18 protein-coding genes are annotated in these 16364 nt (G+C 39.6%); 8 read left to right on the forward strand and 10 right to left on the reverse strand.

From position 1 onward, the window contains the following. Positions 1–148: 148 nt before the first annotated feature. Complete coding sequence (locus tag M3O96_RS08095; RefSeq protein ID WP_249719833.1) at positions 149–739, reverse strand: TlpA family protein disulfide reductase; 591 nt, start codon at positions 737–739, stop codon at positions 149–151. Between the two features lie 60 nt (positions 740–799). Beyond that, the gene (locus M3O96_RS08100) at positions 800–994 is read right to left on the reverse strand and encodes a hypothetical protein (protein WP_249719834.1); all 195 of its coding nucleotides are present in this window, start codon (positions 992–994) and stop codon (positions 800–802) included. Between the two features lie 97 nt (positions 995–1091). On the opposite strand from M3O96_RS08100, the gene M3O96_RS08105 reads away from it, so the two are divergent. Then, on the forward strand, positions 1092–1709 hold the full coding sequence (locus M3O96_RS08105; protein ID WP_249719835.1) for an outer membrane beta-barrel protein: 618 nt from the start codon (positions 1092–1094) through the stop codon (positions 1707–1709). Between the two features lie 179 nt (positions 1710–1888). Then, a complete protein-coding gene (locus M3O96_RS08110) occupies positions 1889–4138 on the forward strand; it encodes a Tex family protein (RefSeq protein ID WP_249719836.1) in 2250 nt (749 codons plus the stop codon). Positions 4139–4284: 146 nt separating this feature from the next. Here the strand turns inward: M3O96_RS08110 and M3O96_RS08115 are convergent, their stop codons facing one another. Beyond that, positions 4285–4578: a PIN domain-containing protein gene (locus M3O96_RS08115; RefSeq protein WP_349630840.1), complete on the reverse strand. Its 294-nt coding sequence runs from the start codon at positions 4576–4578 to the stop codon at positions 4285–4287. A 145-nt stretch (positions 4579–4723) separates the two neighbouring features. Beyond that, on the reverse strand, positions 4724–4933 hold the full coding sequence (locus tag M3O96_RS08120) for a hypothetical protein (RefSeq protein ID WP_249719838.1): 210 nt from the start codon (positions 4931–4933) through the stop codon (positions 4724–4726). A gap of 252 nt (positions 4934–5185) precedes the next feature. On the opposite strand from M3O96_RS08120, the gene M3O96_RS08125 reads away from it, so the two are divergent. After that, on the forward strand, positions 5186–5443 hold the full coding sequence (locus M3O96_RS08125; protein ID WP_249719839.1) for a hypothetical protein: 258 nt from the start codon (positions 5186–5188) through the stop codon (positions 5441–5443). 10 nt (positions 5444–5453) lie between these two features. After that, a complete protein-coding gene (locus M3O96_RS08130; RefSeq protein ID WP_249719840.1) occupies positions 5454–6221 on the forward strand; it encodes an XRE family transcriptional regulator in 768 nt (255 codons plus the stop codon). Positions 6222–6296: 75 nt separating this feature from the next. Here M3O96_RS08130 and M3O96_RS08135 read toward each other — a convergent pair whose 3' ends face one another. Further along, positions 6297–6977 (reverse strand): YiaD family glycine zipper/OmpA-like lipoprotein, encoded by a 681-nt coding sequence (locus M3O96_RS08135; RefSeq protein ID WP_249719841.1) that lies wholly within the window; start codon positions 6975–6977, stop codon positions 6297–6299. A gap of 114 nt (positions 6978–7091) precedes the next feature. Beyond that, entirely contained in the window at positions 7092–7826 is a 735-nt protein-coding gene (rluF, locus tag M3O96_RS08140; protein WP_249719842.1) for a 23S rRNA pseudouridine(2604) synthase RluF, read from the reverse strand. 142 nt (positions 7827–7968) lie between these two features. Here rluF and ppsA point away from each other — a divergent pair, with 142 nt between their 5' ends. Together ppsA and M3O96_RS08150 are read left to right on the forward strand one after the other, a co-directional pair. Continuing rightward, positions 7969–10338, forward strand: a complete 2370-nt coding sequence (gene ppsA, locus M3O96_RS08145; protein ID WP_249719843.1) for a phosphoenolpyruvate synthase — start codon at positions 7969–7971, stop codon at positions 10336–10338. 121 nt (positions 10339–10459) lie between these two features. Beyond that, complete coding sequence (locus M3O96_RS08150) at positions 10460–10909, forward strand: hypothetical protein (RefSeq protein WP_249719844.1); 450 nt, start codon at positions 10460–10462, stop codon at positions 10907–10909. Here the strand turns inward: M3O96_RS08150 and M3O96_RS08155 are convergent. The 4 genes from M3O96_RS08155 to M3O96_RS08170 all read right to left on the reverse strand — a co-directional run bounded on the left by M3O96_RS08155 (position 10902) and on the right by M3O96_RS08170 (position 14557). Further along, positions 10902–11660 carry a hypothetical protein gene (locus M3O96_RS08155; RefSeq protein ID WP_249719845.1) on the reverse strand — a complete coding sequence of 253 codons (759 nt, stop codon included), beginning with the start codon at positions 11658–11660 and terminating at the stop codon, positions 10902–10904. The two genes, M3O96_RS08150 and M3O96_RS08155, sit on opposite strands and share 8 nt — an antisense overlap. 167 nt (positions 11661–11827) lie before the next feature. Next, positions 11828–13030 carry an ATP-grasp domain-containing protein gene (locus tag M3O96_RS08160; protein WP_249719846.1) on the reverse strand — a complete coding sequence of 401 codons (1203 nt, stop codon included), beginning with the start codon at positions 13028–13030 and terminating at the stop codon, positions 11828–11830. A gap of 31 nt (positions 13031–13061) precedes the next feature. Continuing rightward, the gene (locus M3O96_RS08165) at positions 13062–13484 is read right to left on the reverse strand and encodes a DUF2141 domain-containing protein (RefSeq protein WP_249719847.1); all 423 of its coding nucleotides are present in this window, start codon (positions 13482–13484) and stop codon (positions 13062–13064) included. Further along, the gene (locus M3O96_RS08170) at positions 13481–14557 is read right to left on the reverse strand and encodes an AMP-binding protein (protein WP_249719848.1); all 1077 of its coding nucleotides are present in this window, start codon (positions 14555–14557) and stop codon (positions 13481–13483) included. Before M3O96_RS08170 ends, M3O96_RS08165 begins: the two co-directional genes overlap by 4 nt. Positions 14558–14638: 81 nt before the next feature. Here M3O96_RS08170 and M3O96_RS08175 point away from each other — a divergent pair, with 81 nt between their 5' ends. Together M3O96_RS08175 and M3O96_RS08180 are read left to right on the forward strand one after the other, a co-directional pair. Next, positions 14639–15478, forward strand: a complete 840-nt coding sequence (locus tag M3O96_RS08175) for a 1,4-dihydroxy-2-naphthoyl-CoA synthase (protein WP_249719849.1) — start codon at positions 14639–14641, stop codon at positions 15476–15478. Then, a complete protein-coding gene (locus tag M3O96_RS08180) occupies positions 15478–16323 on the forward strand; it encodes an alpha/beta hydrolase (protein ID WP_249719850.1) in 846 nt (281 codons plus the stop codon). The genes M3O96_RS08175 and M3O96_RS08180 overlap by 1 nt, the downstream gene beginning before the upstream one ends. Positions 16324–16364 lie beyond the last annotated feature (41 nt).

The raw sequence follows: 16364 nt of genomic DNA on the forward strand, positions 1-16364 counted from the left end.
GAATTTGAAAAATTTGTAAAGACAAAGAGACTAAATTTTGCTTAATTGGATATTGAAATCAATTCAACTGTTTTAATTCATATAATTGAATATCAAACATTTAAGACAACGCAACTCTTCAAATGATTGATGCCACAAAGATTATTATTTACCGGGCTGTTTGGGATCCTGAGGTAAGAAGATCTCTGAACTGATCTGTGTCAAAATTATTTGTTCCATTGAGGTAATAGATAACTTTTCCTTCAGGACTTACCACTACAGTAGTTGGGATTGCTTTGGTGAAAAGTGAGGAATTTAATCCTTCATCGGCATGGTAAATCGGAAAGGTATAGCCTTTATCCTGAATGAAATTTTTGCTCTTGTTAAAATCCTCGTCAGTAGCAATCATCAAAAACGCAATGTCTGTTGTGTCCTTTAATTTGCCGTAGAGGCTATGGATATAGGGCATTTCTATTCGGCACGGACCACACCATGAAGCCCAAATATTGATAAAAAGGGTTTTTCCTTTAAATTGATTAAGACTGACTCTGTTGCCTTCCATATCCATGAAAGTACCTGCATAGTCAAATTCGGTTTCTGTATCTGTTTTGGGTTCATTTTTTGGACCTATCACATTCATTCCCACTAACTCTAACCTGACGCGCCTTTTGATATGTTTTCCTTTTTCGGTAAAATAAAAGAATGCAATTCCCAAAAACAGAACTGCAAGCAAGGAAAACAAAATTTTATTTTTCAACATGATTTTACTTTGATTTGACTGATAATTAAGGAAATCCATTGTAAATATATAAAAGCAAACCTAAATATCTTTGGCCATTTGGAAAGTGACAATGGATACATATTTTTCAGTGTGCACTGCCAATCGCTTTTTCACAAAATTCATTTCGGTAATAAAGTTTTTGTTGATAAAACTTTTGTTTTCCGTGAGACTCAGGATGGAAAAGTGAAGTTTATTTTCTCCACAAATCAACACTTCCTGTATTGTATTTGCCAAGGATTGACAATAGAACTAATATTTTGATTGCTAGGGATAGCGATTAAAAAAAATTGTTAATATTTGTCAATTGTCTTTATCAAAACTTTATTCCTCTATGAAAAAACTATTACTTCTTTCATTATTTACAGTAATTTCAATATTTGAGATTCACGCACAAGGTGTAGAAATTACGCCAATTACAGGTTACACTTTTCCTGCCTCTTATCGTATCACTTCAGGTAATGCGAGATTGGGAGATGGTCAAAATTGGGGAGGTAATCTTGGATTTTCCCTCAATAAAAATATGGAAATCGAGCTTTCGTACAATTACATGTCAACACGGGCTACTGCTTCCTCGCCACTAATAACCAATAGAGTTGATGTAAGGACAAACGTCCATTATGCGATGATTGGAGCAAACAGACTGTTTCCCACCTCTGATGCGATGACCTTTTTTGCGGGTTTTAAAATGGGAACAGGAACTTTGGCATTTCCTGATAGAGAATATAGAAATATCACTAAGTTTTCTTTGGGATTTCAAGGCGGTATGAAATATTTTGCAACGGAAAGAATCGGTATCAGGTTGCAGGCAAACTTAATGATGCCTGTTCTCGCCGCAGGTGGAAGTTTGTGGTGGAGTCCGGGAGGAGGAACTGCCGTAGGTCTTTCCACTTTCTCACCGATCGTCCAGTTTGGCTTTACGGGAGGTATTATTTTCCGTTTGCAGCAATAAACGGCTAAGAATCTAGTAAAAAAACCTGCTTTGGAACAAGCAGGTTTTTTTATTGCCCAATCAAAATCATTCCCCAAAGAATCAAAAAGTTAGAAAGAACAGGGATTTTATTTCTCCAACAAGCATAGGAGTATTTTTTAAAGCTTGCTACTTTGCAAGCTTATCTATCCCAAAGCGCAATGTCATCAAATCATTTTAACAAAATTGCCGAGGAACTCGGAATCAAAGTCAAACAGGTAAACGACACGGTTGATTTGTTGGATGACGGAGCTACCGTTCCTTTTATTTCCCGCTATAGAAAAGAAGTCACCGGCAGTCTTGATGAAGTTCAGGTGGCGAATATTCGAGACAGAATCCAACAATTGCGAGACCTTGAAAAAAGGAAAGAAGTAATCCTAAAATCCATCCAAGAGCAGGGGAAGCTGACGCCAGAACTGGAGAAAAAAATCCTTGCCGCAGAGACGATGTCTCTTTTGGAAGATTTGTATCTGCCATACAAACCAAAAAGGAGAACCAAAGCTACCTTAGCTAGGGAGAAAGGATTGGAGCCTTTGGCGTCCAAGATTTTTGAACAAATTTCATTTGACCTTGAGTCAGAAGCGGCTTTATATATTGACACAGAAAAAGAAGTGAATTCTATAGAGGAAGCACTTCAGGGAGCGAGAGATATCATTGCCGAATGGGTAAATGAAAATGTGGAGCTGAGAAAGAAGATGCGTGACCTATTCATCAAAGAGGGGCAATTTGTAGCCAAAGTGATTCCCGGCAAGGAAGAAGAAGCGATCAAATACAAGGATTATTTTGAGTGGACAGAGCCTGTCAAATCTGCGCCTTCCCACAGGGTTTTGGCAATGAGAAGGGGAGAAAAAGAGCTTTTCCTGATGTTGGATACCTGTCCTGATGAAATCTCAGCCGTAGCCTTGATGGAAAAAGAGATCATCCAAAATGCGGCTAATTCCTCTGTAGAACAGGTAAAATTGGCGGTCAAAGACTGCTACAAGAGATTGTTGAAACCTTCTATGGAAACAGAAGTGAGGCTTTTTTCCAAAAAGAAAGCTGACGAGGAGGCCATCAAGGTTTTTACTGACAACCTGAGGCAATTGCTCTTGTCGGCTCCTTTGGGCGAAAAATCCGTTTTGGCCCTTGATCCGGGATTCAGGACAGGTTGTAAAACCGTCTGCTTGGGTCCTCAGGGTCAGTTATTAAGTTATGATGCGATTTATCCCAATGAGCCCCAAAAGAGAATTTCTGAGGCAGGTGCAACCATCAGACATTTGGTAGAAAAGCACCATGTGGAAGCCATCGCAATCGGCAACGGTACAGCAAGCCGTGAGACAGAAGCCTTTGTCAAATCATTGGGTTTGCCAAAAAACGTCATCGTCACCATGGTCAATGAAAGCGGCGCTTCTATTTATTCGGCATCCGACGTGGCTAGGGAGGAATTTCCCGACCATGACCTTACTGTACGTGGAGCGGTTTCCATCGGTCGCAGGCTGATGGATCCATTGGCTGAATTGGTAAAGATTGACCCAAAGTCAATCGGTGTAGGCCAATACCAACATGATGTGGATCAGGGAGCTTTGAAAAATTCGTTGGACGATACGGTGATGAGTTGCGTGAATGGTGTCGGAGTGGAGGTCAATACTGCTTCCAAGCAATTACTGACATATGTATCCGGTCTAGGGCCAGTATTGGCACAGAATATTGTAAGCTATAGGGAGGAAAATGGTCCTTTCAAAAACCGAAAAGATATCCGAAAAGTACCGAGATTGGGAGACAAGGCGTTTGAGCAGGCGGCTGGGTTTCTGAGAATCCGTAATGCCAAAAATCCATTGGACGCTTCGGCTGTCCATCCTGAGCGCTATGAGTTGGTGGAGAAAATGGCGAAAGATATCGGAGCGAAAGTTGCTGACCTGATGACTTCAGACGAACTTAGGTCCAAAATCATTTTGAAAAATTACGTTTCTGAGACAGTTGGTTTACCTACTTTACAGGATATCATGTCCGAACTTTCTAAGCCGGGCAGGGATCCAAGAGAGGGTTTTGAGATTTTTAATTTTCAGGAAGGCGTCAATGAAATGAAAGATCTGAAAGTGGGCATGAAGCTTCCGGGGATCATCACCAATATCACCAAATTCGGCGCTTTTGTAGATATCGGGGTTCATCAGGATGGATTGGTGCATTTGAGTCATTTGGCAGATAAGTTTGTGACCGATTCTGCCACAGTCGTCTCCGTCAACCAAAAAGTACAGGTCACCGTCATGGAAGTGGATATTGCGAGGAAGCGGATAGCATTGAGTATGAAGTCCGATCCCTTTGCTGCCAAGGGGACATTTACCCCAAAAGAGAAACCTGAAGAAAAGAAAAAAGTGGAAGTAGAAGGTGACTTGGCTGCGAAGTTGGCAATGTTGAAGGGGAGGTTTCGTTAGGATTTAAAGATTGGAAAATTGAAAAATTTGAAAATTGGCTTTTGGTAACGGAAGCCTTTTTTATGCCATTTCTTTTATATCTAAGAAAGACGCTACTTTTTGGAATTGAATTTTTTTGATTCTTTTAGGTTGATCAAAATTTGAATTTATTTTTTACTTAAAAAATCTTTAAATAAATCCTCTGTCGTAATGAAATCTTTGAAGTTTTTTTTATTTAGACCCTTTATAAGCATTTTATCTCCTGTCCAGATCTTGCAATTTAAGAATAAAGAAAATGCTACAAATGGTGTATCAGCAGGATCTATATTCTTGCAAATTTCAAAAGATTGATGATATTTTTCTCTGGGAACGATTGAGTGATCTAAAATTGTAATGTTTTTTAGAACAATCTCATATCCTTCCCAAAATTCAGTATCACTCATTTTTCCGATCTTCTGAATTTTTTCCCTATGGTCCTAAATTTCATTTCTTAAATATTTTGGGGCATAAAATTCATAAAGTTCGTTTCCTGTTAATAAAATTTGTGCTATTCTACTATTTATATTAAGTATTGCACTAAAAACTATATTCGAATCAACAATAAGTTTAATCATCAAAACCGATCTCTTTTTTGATCTTTTCCCAACGGTCAGATTTTGATTCTTTTATCAGATTTTGTACATCTTTTTCTGAAGCTTCAGATTTTGAAGTAAGTTCTACAAACCTTAAATAATCTAGGATCGCCTGAATTTGAGAGGCATTTGTCCCGGCAGAAATTCGAACAAGTATTTCATTATTTTTTTGTTCTACTATCATATCTCTCTTTTTTCAAATTTAATTATAAATTCTTGTTTTAAATTTGGATAAAGGAAAATTTTGAATGGACTATTATTGTTAAAAAAAAATCTAAACCAAAAAATGATGGTTTCATTTCAATTTTTCCATCCAAAACTTTCCAATCTTCCAATTATTGTGACAGTATATGTCTAATAAAGGTTAATTTTATTAACATTTATATGTTATTTAAAATAACATTTTTATATTAGCTCCTGTTAAAACGCTAAGGACATGGAAGCTATCGACAAAATAAGTGTGACTCAAAAAGAACTTCCTTCGGGAAATTGTCAGGTAAAGTTTTTTATAGAAGATGAAAGGAAGCCTCAATACGGGTACCTTTTGGTCAATGAACCCAAGCCGGTAGGGGAGATTATAGCCGAAATTCAAGAGCGATTGGAAAGAAGAAGGATAGCAACTTCAGGACTCAATCCTTTCTCGGTAATGCATCCACAGAAAGAGGATAATAATTTTTACCTGTATTCAGCTTAAGCGAAATCATATGATACTTGCTAAGAACCTCAGATTTCTCAGGACAGAAAAGGGATTGACTCAGACTGACATCGCCGAAAAACTTGGTGTGCAGCGCACAATGATTTCAGCTTATGAAGACGGCAGATCCGAACCGAAGCTTTCGGCATTGGATATCATTTCGGAATTGTTTTCGGTGAGTATTGATGAATTGCTCCATCACGACATCCAACAGTTTGGAAGGAAAGGATCCCAAAACAAAGAGATAAAAATCCTGACTATTGCAGCAGACGAGAGCGACCGTGAGAACATTACCATGGTGGGTCACAAAGCCTCAGCAGGATACCTGAATGGATTTGCAGATCCGGAGTACATGGAATCCTTGCCGCAGTTTCATATTCCTACGCTTTCGAGAAGTGCTACTTACCGGGCATTCGAACTCAGTGGGGATAGCATGCTTCCTTTGGTGGCAGGAACGGTGATCATTGGCTCCTATGTCGAGCAGCTAAAAGAGATTAAAAGCGGAAAAACCTATGTACTTGTGACTTCTTCAGAAGGAGTGGTTTACAAAAGGGTGTTCAATTACCTGGAAGAAAACGGTAAATTATTTTTGGTATCTGACAATGAACATTACAAGCCTTATGAAGTCAAAGCAGAAGATGTGGTGGAAATCTGGGAAGCAAAGGCATTTATCAGCACGGATTTTCCCAATCCTAAAGATAAAACCAAGCCTGTAAGCTTGGATGATATCTCCCAAATGATCCTTGATCTGAAGTCTGAGATTATCCGATTAAGGTAGAATCAAAAAAATGCCCATGGTTTTTAAACTATGGGCATTTTTTTGTTCATTGAAAAAACTAAGAAGTATAAATGTTTAATTTTTGATTTCTCCTTTTTCAGCTTTTTCGATAAGGGCTTCATTTGCAGTGATCAGAATTTCTACCCTTCTGTTTTTTGCCCTTCCTTCGTCTGTGGAATTGTCCGCTACAGGTGTATCATAAGAGTAACCATTTGTAACCATTCTGTCGGAATTAACATTTTGCATTTTGATATAATTATGCACAGATTCTGCTCTTTGCTTAGATAGCCCAAGGTTGTATTCATGGGTTCCGCGGTTGTCTGTATGTCCATTGATCGTGATGTTGGTATCCGGATATTCATTCAGGACACCTGCAAACTTCATGATTGTTTCCTGAGAAGCTGGAGTCAAGGAGTAAGAATCAAAACCAAATAGAATTCCTGAATCGAAAGTGACTTTGATGGCTTCACCGACTCTTTCAATTTCGGCATCTTTGATTTCCTGTTCCAATTTTTCGGCCTGATTGTCCATATAGATTCCTACACCTGCCCCAACTGCTCCTCCAATGACTGCTCCTATCACGGCACCTTCAGCGGTATTGCCTTTCTTAGATCCAAAAAGCCCACCTGCTGCACCACCTGTTCCTGCGCCGATCACTGCTCCTTTTTGAGCGTTGTTCATACTCGAACAGCTCATTAAGAAAATGACCACTAGGAAGTGGGCAAAAAGACCCGATTTTATGTTTAGTTTTTTCATGCTTATTGATGTTTAGTTTTAATTAGTTGTCGATGATCTTTCACCCACAAACTAACCTAACTCTAACATCATGCCAAGGATTGATATTTAGGAAGATCATTTGATCCTACTTGATTAATCATGAAAAGTCTTAGAGGAGTCTGCCACCAATAAGTTTATATCTGTCATTTCCTTTTTTGTCAAGTCACGCCATTTACCCATCTGTTGATCAAGGATGATGTTCATGATGCGGATGCGCTTGAGTTTGGTGACTTTGTAGCCAAGGTAATCGCACATTCTCCGGATTTGCCTGTTGAGACCTTGGGTCAAGACAATGTTGAATTTGTAAGCACTCACCTGTCGTACCTCACATTTGTAGGTAATGGTGTCCAAAATTGGTATTCCATTTCCCATTTTATGGATAAAAGTTTTGGTGATCGGTTTGTCCACCGTCACGACATATTCCTTCTCATGGTTGTTTTTGGCGCGAAGGATTTTATTCACAATATCACCATCGCTCGTCAGGAGGATAAGTCCCTCACTTTCTTTGTCCAGCCTTCCTATCGGAAAAATCCTTTTTGGATGGTTGATATAATCGATGATGTTGTTTTTCTCGGCTTTGATATCTGTCGTGCAGACGATGCCGATAGGTTTGTTGAAAGCAATATAAACATGGTCTTCTTTGGGTTCCGAAATCAACTTTCCATCAACCCTAATTTCATCACCGGCGTTAATCTTGGTTCCCATTTCAGGAACTTTTCCGTTGATGGTCACCCTACCCGCATCGATGAGTTTGTCAGCTTCCCTTCTGGAGCAAAACCCCACTTCACTCAGGTATTTATTGATGCGTGTGCCGTTGGATTCGGTCATTTTAAGCTATGATTTGAGATTGCAAAGAACAGGCATTTAAAATAAAAATGAAAGTCAGAAGCCTAAGTGATTTCTGTCATATTTTTTTTTGGAGATACACAGTAAATTATCCTCATCAATAAACCCCTAAAACAACTTATCCATGAAGTACGCCATTCCATTTAAAGATATCCGAAACAAAGATATTGCGATTGTAGGAGGTAAAAACGCTTCTTTGGGAGAGATGATCCACGAATTGGGTCCACTTGGTGTGAAGATTCCAGATGGTTTTGCGACAACTGCGGAAGCATTTAGGCTATTCCTAAAGGATAACAACCTGATTGAATCTTTGAAAAAAGAACTCGAAAAGCTTGATACCAAATCCTTGAAAAATTTACCCGAAGTAGGAGATGCTTGTAGGGCACTTATGCTTTCAGGTAGAATTCCAGAAGTAGTAAAGCAAGATGTATTATTAGCATATAAGATATTGAATCACGGTCAAAATCTTTCTTTTGCGGTCCGTAGTTCCGCGACTGCGGAGGATTTGCCGACCGCAAGTTTTGCAGGGCAGCACAGCAGCTTTTTGAATGTGGCGGGTGAAGAAAATATTTTAAAGGCAATTCACAATTGCTATGTGTCGCTTTTTAATGACCGGGCAATAAAATATAGAATTGACAATGGATTTGACCATATGCAGGTGGCGCTTTCTGCCGGTGTGCAGCGGATGGTGAGATCGGATATCAGCAGCGCAGGAGTGGCTTTTACCATTGACCCAGAATCTGGTTTTGCAAATGTGATCTACATAACCTCTGCCTGGGGATTGGGAGAAAACGTCGTTCAGGGTGCAGTCAATCCAGATGAGTTTTATGCCTTCAAACCATCGATAGAAAAAGGTATAAAAAGCCTCTTCAGTAGGAAATTGGGGGAAAAGGAAAACAGAATGGTGTATGCAGATGGAATGGAAAGCCCTATTATAAACATAAAAACGAGCCCTTTCGAACAGCATATTTTTTCTCTTTCAGATATGGAAGTTGAAGCCTTGGCAAAATGGTGTCTCCAAATTGAAAAGCATTACCATCTTCCAATGGATATTGAGTGGGCAAAAGATGGCTTGACAGGTGAGTTATTTATAGTGCAGGCAAGACCTGAAACGATCCACGGTCAAGATCAAAAAATCACTACCAAAGAATACAAGTTGCTTTCAAAGGCTGACCCGATTACAAAGGGAAAAGCTGTAGGAAGGTCGATTGCTAGTGGAAAGGTTTGCATCGTCCATTCTGTGAAGGATGTAGGCAAGGTGAAGGAGGGGGATGTCATCGTGGCTGATATTACTAATCCTGACTGGAATGCCATGCTCCGAAAAGCGATCTGCATTGTGACCAACAAAGGAGGACGAACAAGCCATGCCTCAATCGTGGCCCGTGAACTCGGAATCCATGCTGTGGTGGGCACAGGAGATGCCACACAAAAACTGAAGGATGGTCAGATGATCACCGTTTCCTGTATTGAGGGAGATGAAGGGATGGTGTATGATGGGAAATTGGATTGGTCTGAAAAAGTTATTGACCTCCAAAAAGTACCGCCAACCAAAACCAAACCAATGTTTATATTGGCTGATCCTTCTAAAGCTTTCCGCTTTTCTTTTTATCCGAATAATGGTGTGGGATTGCTCAGAATGGAATTTATCATCAGCAATGAGATCAGGATCCATCCAATGGCATTGGTCAAGTTTGGGGAGCTACCCGAAAGCAATGATAAAAAGTCGATCTCTGCTATCACGCAACAATATCCCGACAAAAAGAAATATTTTATTGAAAAACTTTCTGAATCGGTCGCAATGGTAGCAGCTGCTTTTTATCCCAAAGATGTCATTGTCAGGATGAGTGATTTCAAATCCAATGAATATGCGCAGCTGATTGGAGGAGGAACATTCGAACCGGAGGAAGAAAATCCTATGATTGGTTTTCGCGGAGCCTCAAGGTATTACAATGAGCGTTATAAAGAAGGATTTGGATTGGAATGCGAAGCGATGCGGGTCATCAGAGAGGAGATGGGCTTCACCAATGTGAAGCTGATGATTCCTTTTTGCAGGACTGTGGAAGAAGGAAAAAAAGTTTTGGAGACCATGAAAGAATTTGGATTGGAAAGAGGCAAAAACGGATTGGAAGTATATGTAATGGCTGAAATCCCCAGTAATGTCATCCTTGCCAAAGAATTTGCGGAGATTTTTGATGGATTTTCTATTGGCTCCAATGACCTTACCCAGCTGACGCTAGGGATTGACCGAGATTCAGAAATTGTGTCTGATATCTTTGATGAAAACAATGAGGCAGTAAAAAAGGTGCTGTCGTCAGTGATCCAGTCAGCCAAAAAAGCCAAAGTAAAAATCGGGTTATGTGGACAGGCACCTAGCGATTTTCCTGAATATGCCAGTTTTCTGGTGGAGGAGGGAATCGACAGCATTTCTTTCAATCCTGACGCAATTTTGAAAGGAATTGAAAATATTGCACTCGCAGAATCAAAAAGTACATAGAGATCAAAAATTAAGGCTTCTTTTAGCAGGAAGATTGGCTTGAAAACAGTAACTTAATTCCCATAAAAATTGCCTTACCAACCCAGGCCTAGAAAAAATAAATCAACAAAACCCAAAAAACATGAACAGCAATTCATTCAAACAAGTAGGGGTATGGATAGACCACTCCAAAGCACATTTTGTTGGATTCAATGATGGGAACTCCATTTTGATAGAAACCATTGAATCACCCTATGAAAGCATGAAACGGGAAGTGGGTGAAGGAAGCGACAAAACAAGGTTTTCTTCTTCCAATGAACATTCTTCCAACAATGAACACAGGAAGCACAATATTTCCCAAAAAGAACTCAATGAATACTTCAAAATGATGGAAACCAAACTCCATTCTTTCGAAGATATTCTCCTTTTTGGCCCCGGCGTCGCCAAGGAACAAATGCGCAACCGACTTCGCGAAAACAAATCATTTGATGGGAAATGGTTGTCCGTTCAGACAAGTGATAAATTGACAGAAAAACAACTCCTGGCTTTTGTAAGGGAATTTTACGTCAATGCGAATCCGGATTTCAAATAAGTTTGAGAAAACCTTTTTTTATTTTGCCCACAGCATCAAAGGAGTCGTCAATATTGAAGACTCCTTTTTGCATATCATGCCAAAATCCATCTCCGCACTCGATAAAATGACCCTTTTGAGTTGGCTTTGATTCGGTGGCGATACCATAATCATAGTCAGGTAAGAAGATAAACGAAAGCAGTTCTTTGGTTTCATCCCAATCCACCTCTTTGGATTTTCCATTTACTGAGACTTCAATTTTTCGGATCGAGAACCGGACCACAAGATCGATGTCCTGCACGTTGTCATTTTCCCTAATAAGGTAATGGATGGTGAGTGGTCCTTCTTTTTTGGTTATTTCATAGATTGCCTGAATGAAATCCTGCGAAAAAATTTGCCATTCTTCCTGATTCAATGGTACGGTGCGTATAATCTGACCTTGCGAATCTTTTGAAAGAAGTTTGATACCACCTTCTTCATCTAATTTTTTATTGGACCATTTTGATCTGGCATAAAGCTCCCTCCATGGTTTTTCCCAAACTTTTGGGATTTCACCTTGAAAGTGATAATTGTCATCCATGGTAAAACCCTCATTGACGATCTCCTCTTCAGCAATTTCGTCCCTGTCAGTGTACACCAAATCTAGTTGGCTGTCCAGAAAATTTTTCCCAAAACTAATCTTTAACTTAAAGATATGGCTGTAAGGAGGCGGTATCGCTCCTGAATCATATTCAATTTCGATTCTTGTCAAGTCTTCTGTTTTAAGATGCATTGCTAAATGGATTCATAAATGGTTCTTCTATATTCAAAAATACGTGATTCTTTGGAATTTAGAGTTCCAAAGGTTAACTCGTTTGACAATAGGATTGGTTCATTGAATGGTAATTTCAGGTAATTGACCACTTTCATGACCCACCTTAGTCCATTTTGGCAAAATCATTAGCTCAACATTTTCCCTTGATCTAAGACCGGTTTGAGCCGAATATATTTCCTGAGATCAGAATGAAGGATTGCCGTTAACTCTTGGTCATTTTCCTTGGACGTCTCAGTGAATAGAAATCCGAAAACCCCAAATTTATCTAGATCGATTTTCCTTAGGTGTAAAGGATTTTCAAAATCAATTAGTAGAGTATCATAATCAAACTCTCCGATTTCTTCGGGCTTAAAGCCTGTTGTATTGTCCAGCAAAATGAGACTGTATTTTTTCCCTCTTTTGGTTTTAAAAATGGATTCCCAATCAGGCTTTTTGGAATATAAGAAATGTTCATAGGAATTGATCCCATAAGCAAACCATGTCAGGTCAGCTGTGGTGCACCAACCTCCAAATCTCATCGGATTAACCTCAATAGGGAAAAGTTTCCCCTTTTTATCCATCCTGATTTCGATATGGAGAGGAAAATTTCTAAGTTTTATTTTTGATCCTATCAGATGAAGAAAATCGAGGATCGGACTTTGAAGCATTTCGATGATTTCAGGCGAACTAGAGTATACACGGTCGCTGACGTCGTTTTCTGAGGTGAAAACATGGTGCAGGATATTTAATAAGACCGGATTACCATTCTGGTCAAAATAACAGTCGAAAGCATATTCCTCACCAGAGATGTATTGTTCGATGATAAATTCGGTATTGTCAATGACCTCCTTGGGATAAAGAGATTGTGTTCTGAGGATGTCATTTTCAATTTTCTTCACAATCCCAGACCACTCCTCTGCCTTATCCACTTTGTACACTGCAATACTGAAGAAGCCTACGGCTGGTTTGATGATAAATGGGAAACCAAAGCCTGAAACATCCAATGATCTCAGATTTTCTACATTTACCGACTCAAAAAAGTAATCAGGATAAGCCTCTTTAATGAGATTTCTGAATTTGTACTTATTCTTAAAGGTCTCTATGATTCCGGGAAGTGCCGTCCCCTGAGTGTTTTTTTGGATCCAGCTGATGCTGTTTTCTGAGTTGGTATAAATGGGAGTGAGGGGATATTTTTGAAGTAGCTCAGCTGCATCATCCTCTGAGATCCAGTTAATGGATTTGTTTCCAGCTATTTGCTTTGCTTCCCGGGTGGAGACGACCTGGAATTTATTGTCAATAATGGTCTGAATCAGGAAATCTGATACATAGGGGAAATCGAGCAGAATCATTTTGGATGAGTTTATAAAAGCAAATGTAATTTCATCTCAGTTTGATGCTTACATTATTTTTACCGGCGGTTACTTTAAACGATGCTTTTTCAAAATCAGGTGGGCCAAATATGCCCATCGCATCATTTGAAAAGCCGTAGCCGTCCCTTGGAATTCCAAATGCATTAGTCCGTAATTTTCCGGTATTTTGACTGTCATGGAAAAGTGAAATAGCATAAGTCCCTTCAGGAATGACCCCGAAATCTACTGTTGATTGACCATTTTGAATTTTGACAGAGGCACTTTTAAACGCCTTTTCGGTGTCATCAGGAAAGCCTGTTTCCCCTTTGAAAAGTAAAACCCTGATTAGCCCGTTGTCATTTTTTACATTGGTGACATTGAGGGTAAGGGTTGTTGGATTTTGGGGCTGTAAAATTGTGCCAAGCATGATACATATAAGTAAGAACAGTTTCATTTCGCAGATTTTATAGTTTCAGTTTTATTGATTTTGCCGGAAGGAGTTTTTACAAATTCTTTCAAAAAGATGATTTCCTTTGGAATTTGATATTTATTGATAATTCCTGCCATTAAATGAAGCAATTCCTGGGCCTTTTGTTTTTCATTATCTTTTGATTCAATGACTAAAACAAGTTTTTCTCCTAATTTTTCATCTTTCTTACCCCAAAGAAAAAATAAGGAATCTCTAAAAAACTTAGAAACAGTAGGAGCTATCTGCGCTTCCAAGATTTCAGGTTGGATTTTGATTCCGCCTGAATTGATTGTAAAATCTGAACGTCCAACCCAGATAAAATGGTTTTGATCCAAAATCTCCACAAGGTCATAGGTCTGTAGTCTTTTTTCTTTTGCCATCGGAGCTTCTATCCAAAGCCTATTTTCCGAATCTGTTCCAATGTGAACTCCCGGAAGTGTTTCATAAACCAAATCAGGACCATCAATTTTTGCCAAAGCGATATGAGAAACAGTCTCCGTCATACCGTAAGTCTGGAAAGCGGAAATCTTTTCTTTGGTTAGTTTTTCAAGAAGTGAAACAGGAGATGGCGCTCCGCCAATGAGGAGGGTTTTGATTTTTTTCAGTTTCTGAAGTGAGGAATTTTGGGACAAACAAGCTACCACCTGCATCGGTACCATCGCTACAAAGTCAAAATCTCCATTCACCCAATTGTCCTCTAGCGGATTTTCTTTTGGCTTGGTCAAAATAAGATCAGCATCCCATTCCATCGCTCTGACAAGCATCATTTTGCCTGCGATCATTGCGGTATTCAGGCAGCACAACAACTTTGGATTTTTTGTTCTTCCAAAAAATTTAGCTGTGAAAGCTGCGGAGATTTCCATCTGCTTTCGGTCAACAGACATTGATTTAGGTGTTCCGGTGGAACCGGAGGTGCTAAGCAAAAATTTGTTCTGACCCTGCAGCCAATTTTGGCAAAACTGAATCGCTTCGTGGAAATACCCATCATCTTCCTTCCAAATTCCCTGTTGGATCTGTTCAAAATTGTAAATGGCTTTTTCTAAAATGATTTTGCCCATAATGATTCAATGCCCTTTCAAAAATCAACAAAATTCCTGTAAGGCTGTTATCTTGCGTAAAATAAATAAACCAAAAATAGCATGGAAATTAATTGGAAAACCGCAAAAGAATACGAAGATATAACCTATAAAAAGTGTGATGGAGTAGCAAGAATCGCCTTTAACAGACCTGAGGTCAGGAATGCTTTCCGTCCCAAAACAACCAAGGAACTGTATGATGCTTTTTACGATGCGCAGGAAGATACTTCGATTGGGGTGATTCTACTTTCAGCAGAAGGACCTTCTCCAAAGGATGGTATTTATTCTTTTTGCTCGGGGGGTGACCAAAGGGCACGTGGTCAGCAGGGATATGTCGGAGAGGATGGCTATCACAGGTTAAATATTTTGGAGGTGCAAAGGTTGATCCGCTTTATGCCTAAAGTAGTCCTTGCCGTAGTTCCCGGGTGGGCAGTAGGTGGAGGACATAGTCTTCATGTAGTCTGTGACTTGACTTTGGCTAGTAAAGAGCATGCTATTTTCAAGCAGACGGATGCCGATGTAACGAGTTTTGATGGGGGATATGGCTCAGCTTATCTAGCCAAAATGGTTGGACAAAAGAAAGCTAGAGAGATTTTTTTCTTAGGTAGAAATTATTCCGCACAGGATGCCTATGATATGGGAATGGTCAATGCCGTGATTCCACATGCTGAGTTGGAAGCCACTGCTTATGAGTGGGCGCAAGAAATACTCGCCAAATCACCCACCTCTATCAAAATGCTGAAATTTGCCATGAACCTTACGGATGATGGCATGGTTGGGCAACAGGTTTTTGCAGGAGAAGCGACAAGATTGGCTTATGGTACCGAAGAGGCAAAAGAAGGAAGAAATGCCTTTTTAGAAAAGAGAAAGCCTAATTTCAAAGACATCAAATGGATCCCCTAATGAATCATCTGGAGACAAGTTATACGACGCATGATGGAATAAAGCTTTACCTTCAAGCATGGATGCCTGAGCATTCAAAAGCAGCTGTTTTGATTGTTCATGGATTGGGAGAACATTCCTCCCGGTATGCTCATTTGGCAAAAAAACTTGTGGAGATAGATATTTCAGTGTTTACTTTTGATGGGAGAGGGCATGGAAAATCCTGTCTTCCAAAGCCTGATGCCTACTTTTCTAATTTTGAGGATTACCTAAAGGATATCGATGCCTTGTTTGGAAAGGTAAAAACGTATGTTCCCAATGTTCCGGCGTTTATTTTTGGACACAGCATGGGAGGCGGTTTGGTGGCATCCTATGCATTGAAATACCAGCCTGATGCTAAAGGAATTGTACTAAGCGCCCCAGCCTTAAGACCTGCAGAGGATACATCCAAAATATTGATAGCCGCTTCTTCCCTGATCAGTAAACTAGCTCCAAAGCTCAAAGCATTGAAATTGGATAGCAATAAGATTTCACATGATCCGGAAGAAGTAAGGAAATATGATGAGGATCCCCTTGTTTACCACGAGTCTTACCCGGCAAGGACCGCCTATGAATTGCTCAGGATGATGAGGGAAATAGAAGAGAATGCCGTTCAGTTCAAACTTCCTGTCTTATTGCTGCATGGAACAGAAGATACATTGACCAACCCAAAAGGCTCAGAAGAGTTTTTTGAAAAAATCTCCTCTTCAGATAAATCTTTCAATAAATATCCAGGTCTTTTTCATGAATTGATCAATGAGTACGAAAAGGAGGAAATCATGGGAGATATCGTGAATTGGATTGAGGATCGGATTTTGATTGCTTAGTAAGCAGTAAAAGGTAAGAGGTAAGAGGTGAATACCGATTG

The sequence above is a fragment of the Aquiflexum sp. TKW24L genome, from assembly GCF_023502205.1.
Classification (GTDB): domain Bacteria; phylum Bacteroidota; class Bacteroidia; order Cytophagales; family Cyclobacteriaceae; genus Cognataquiflexum.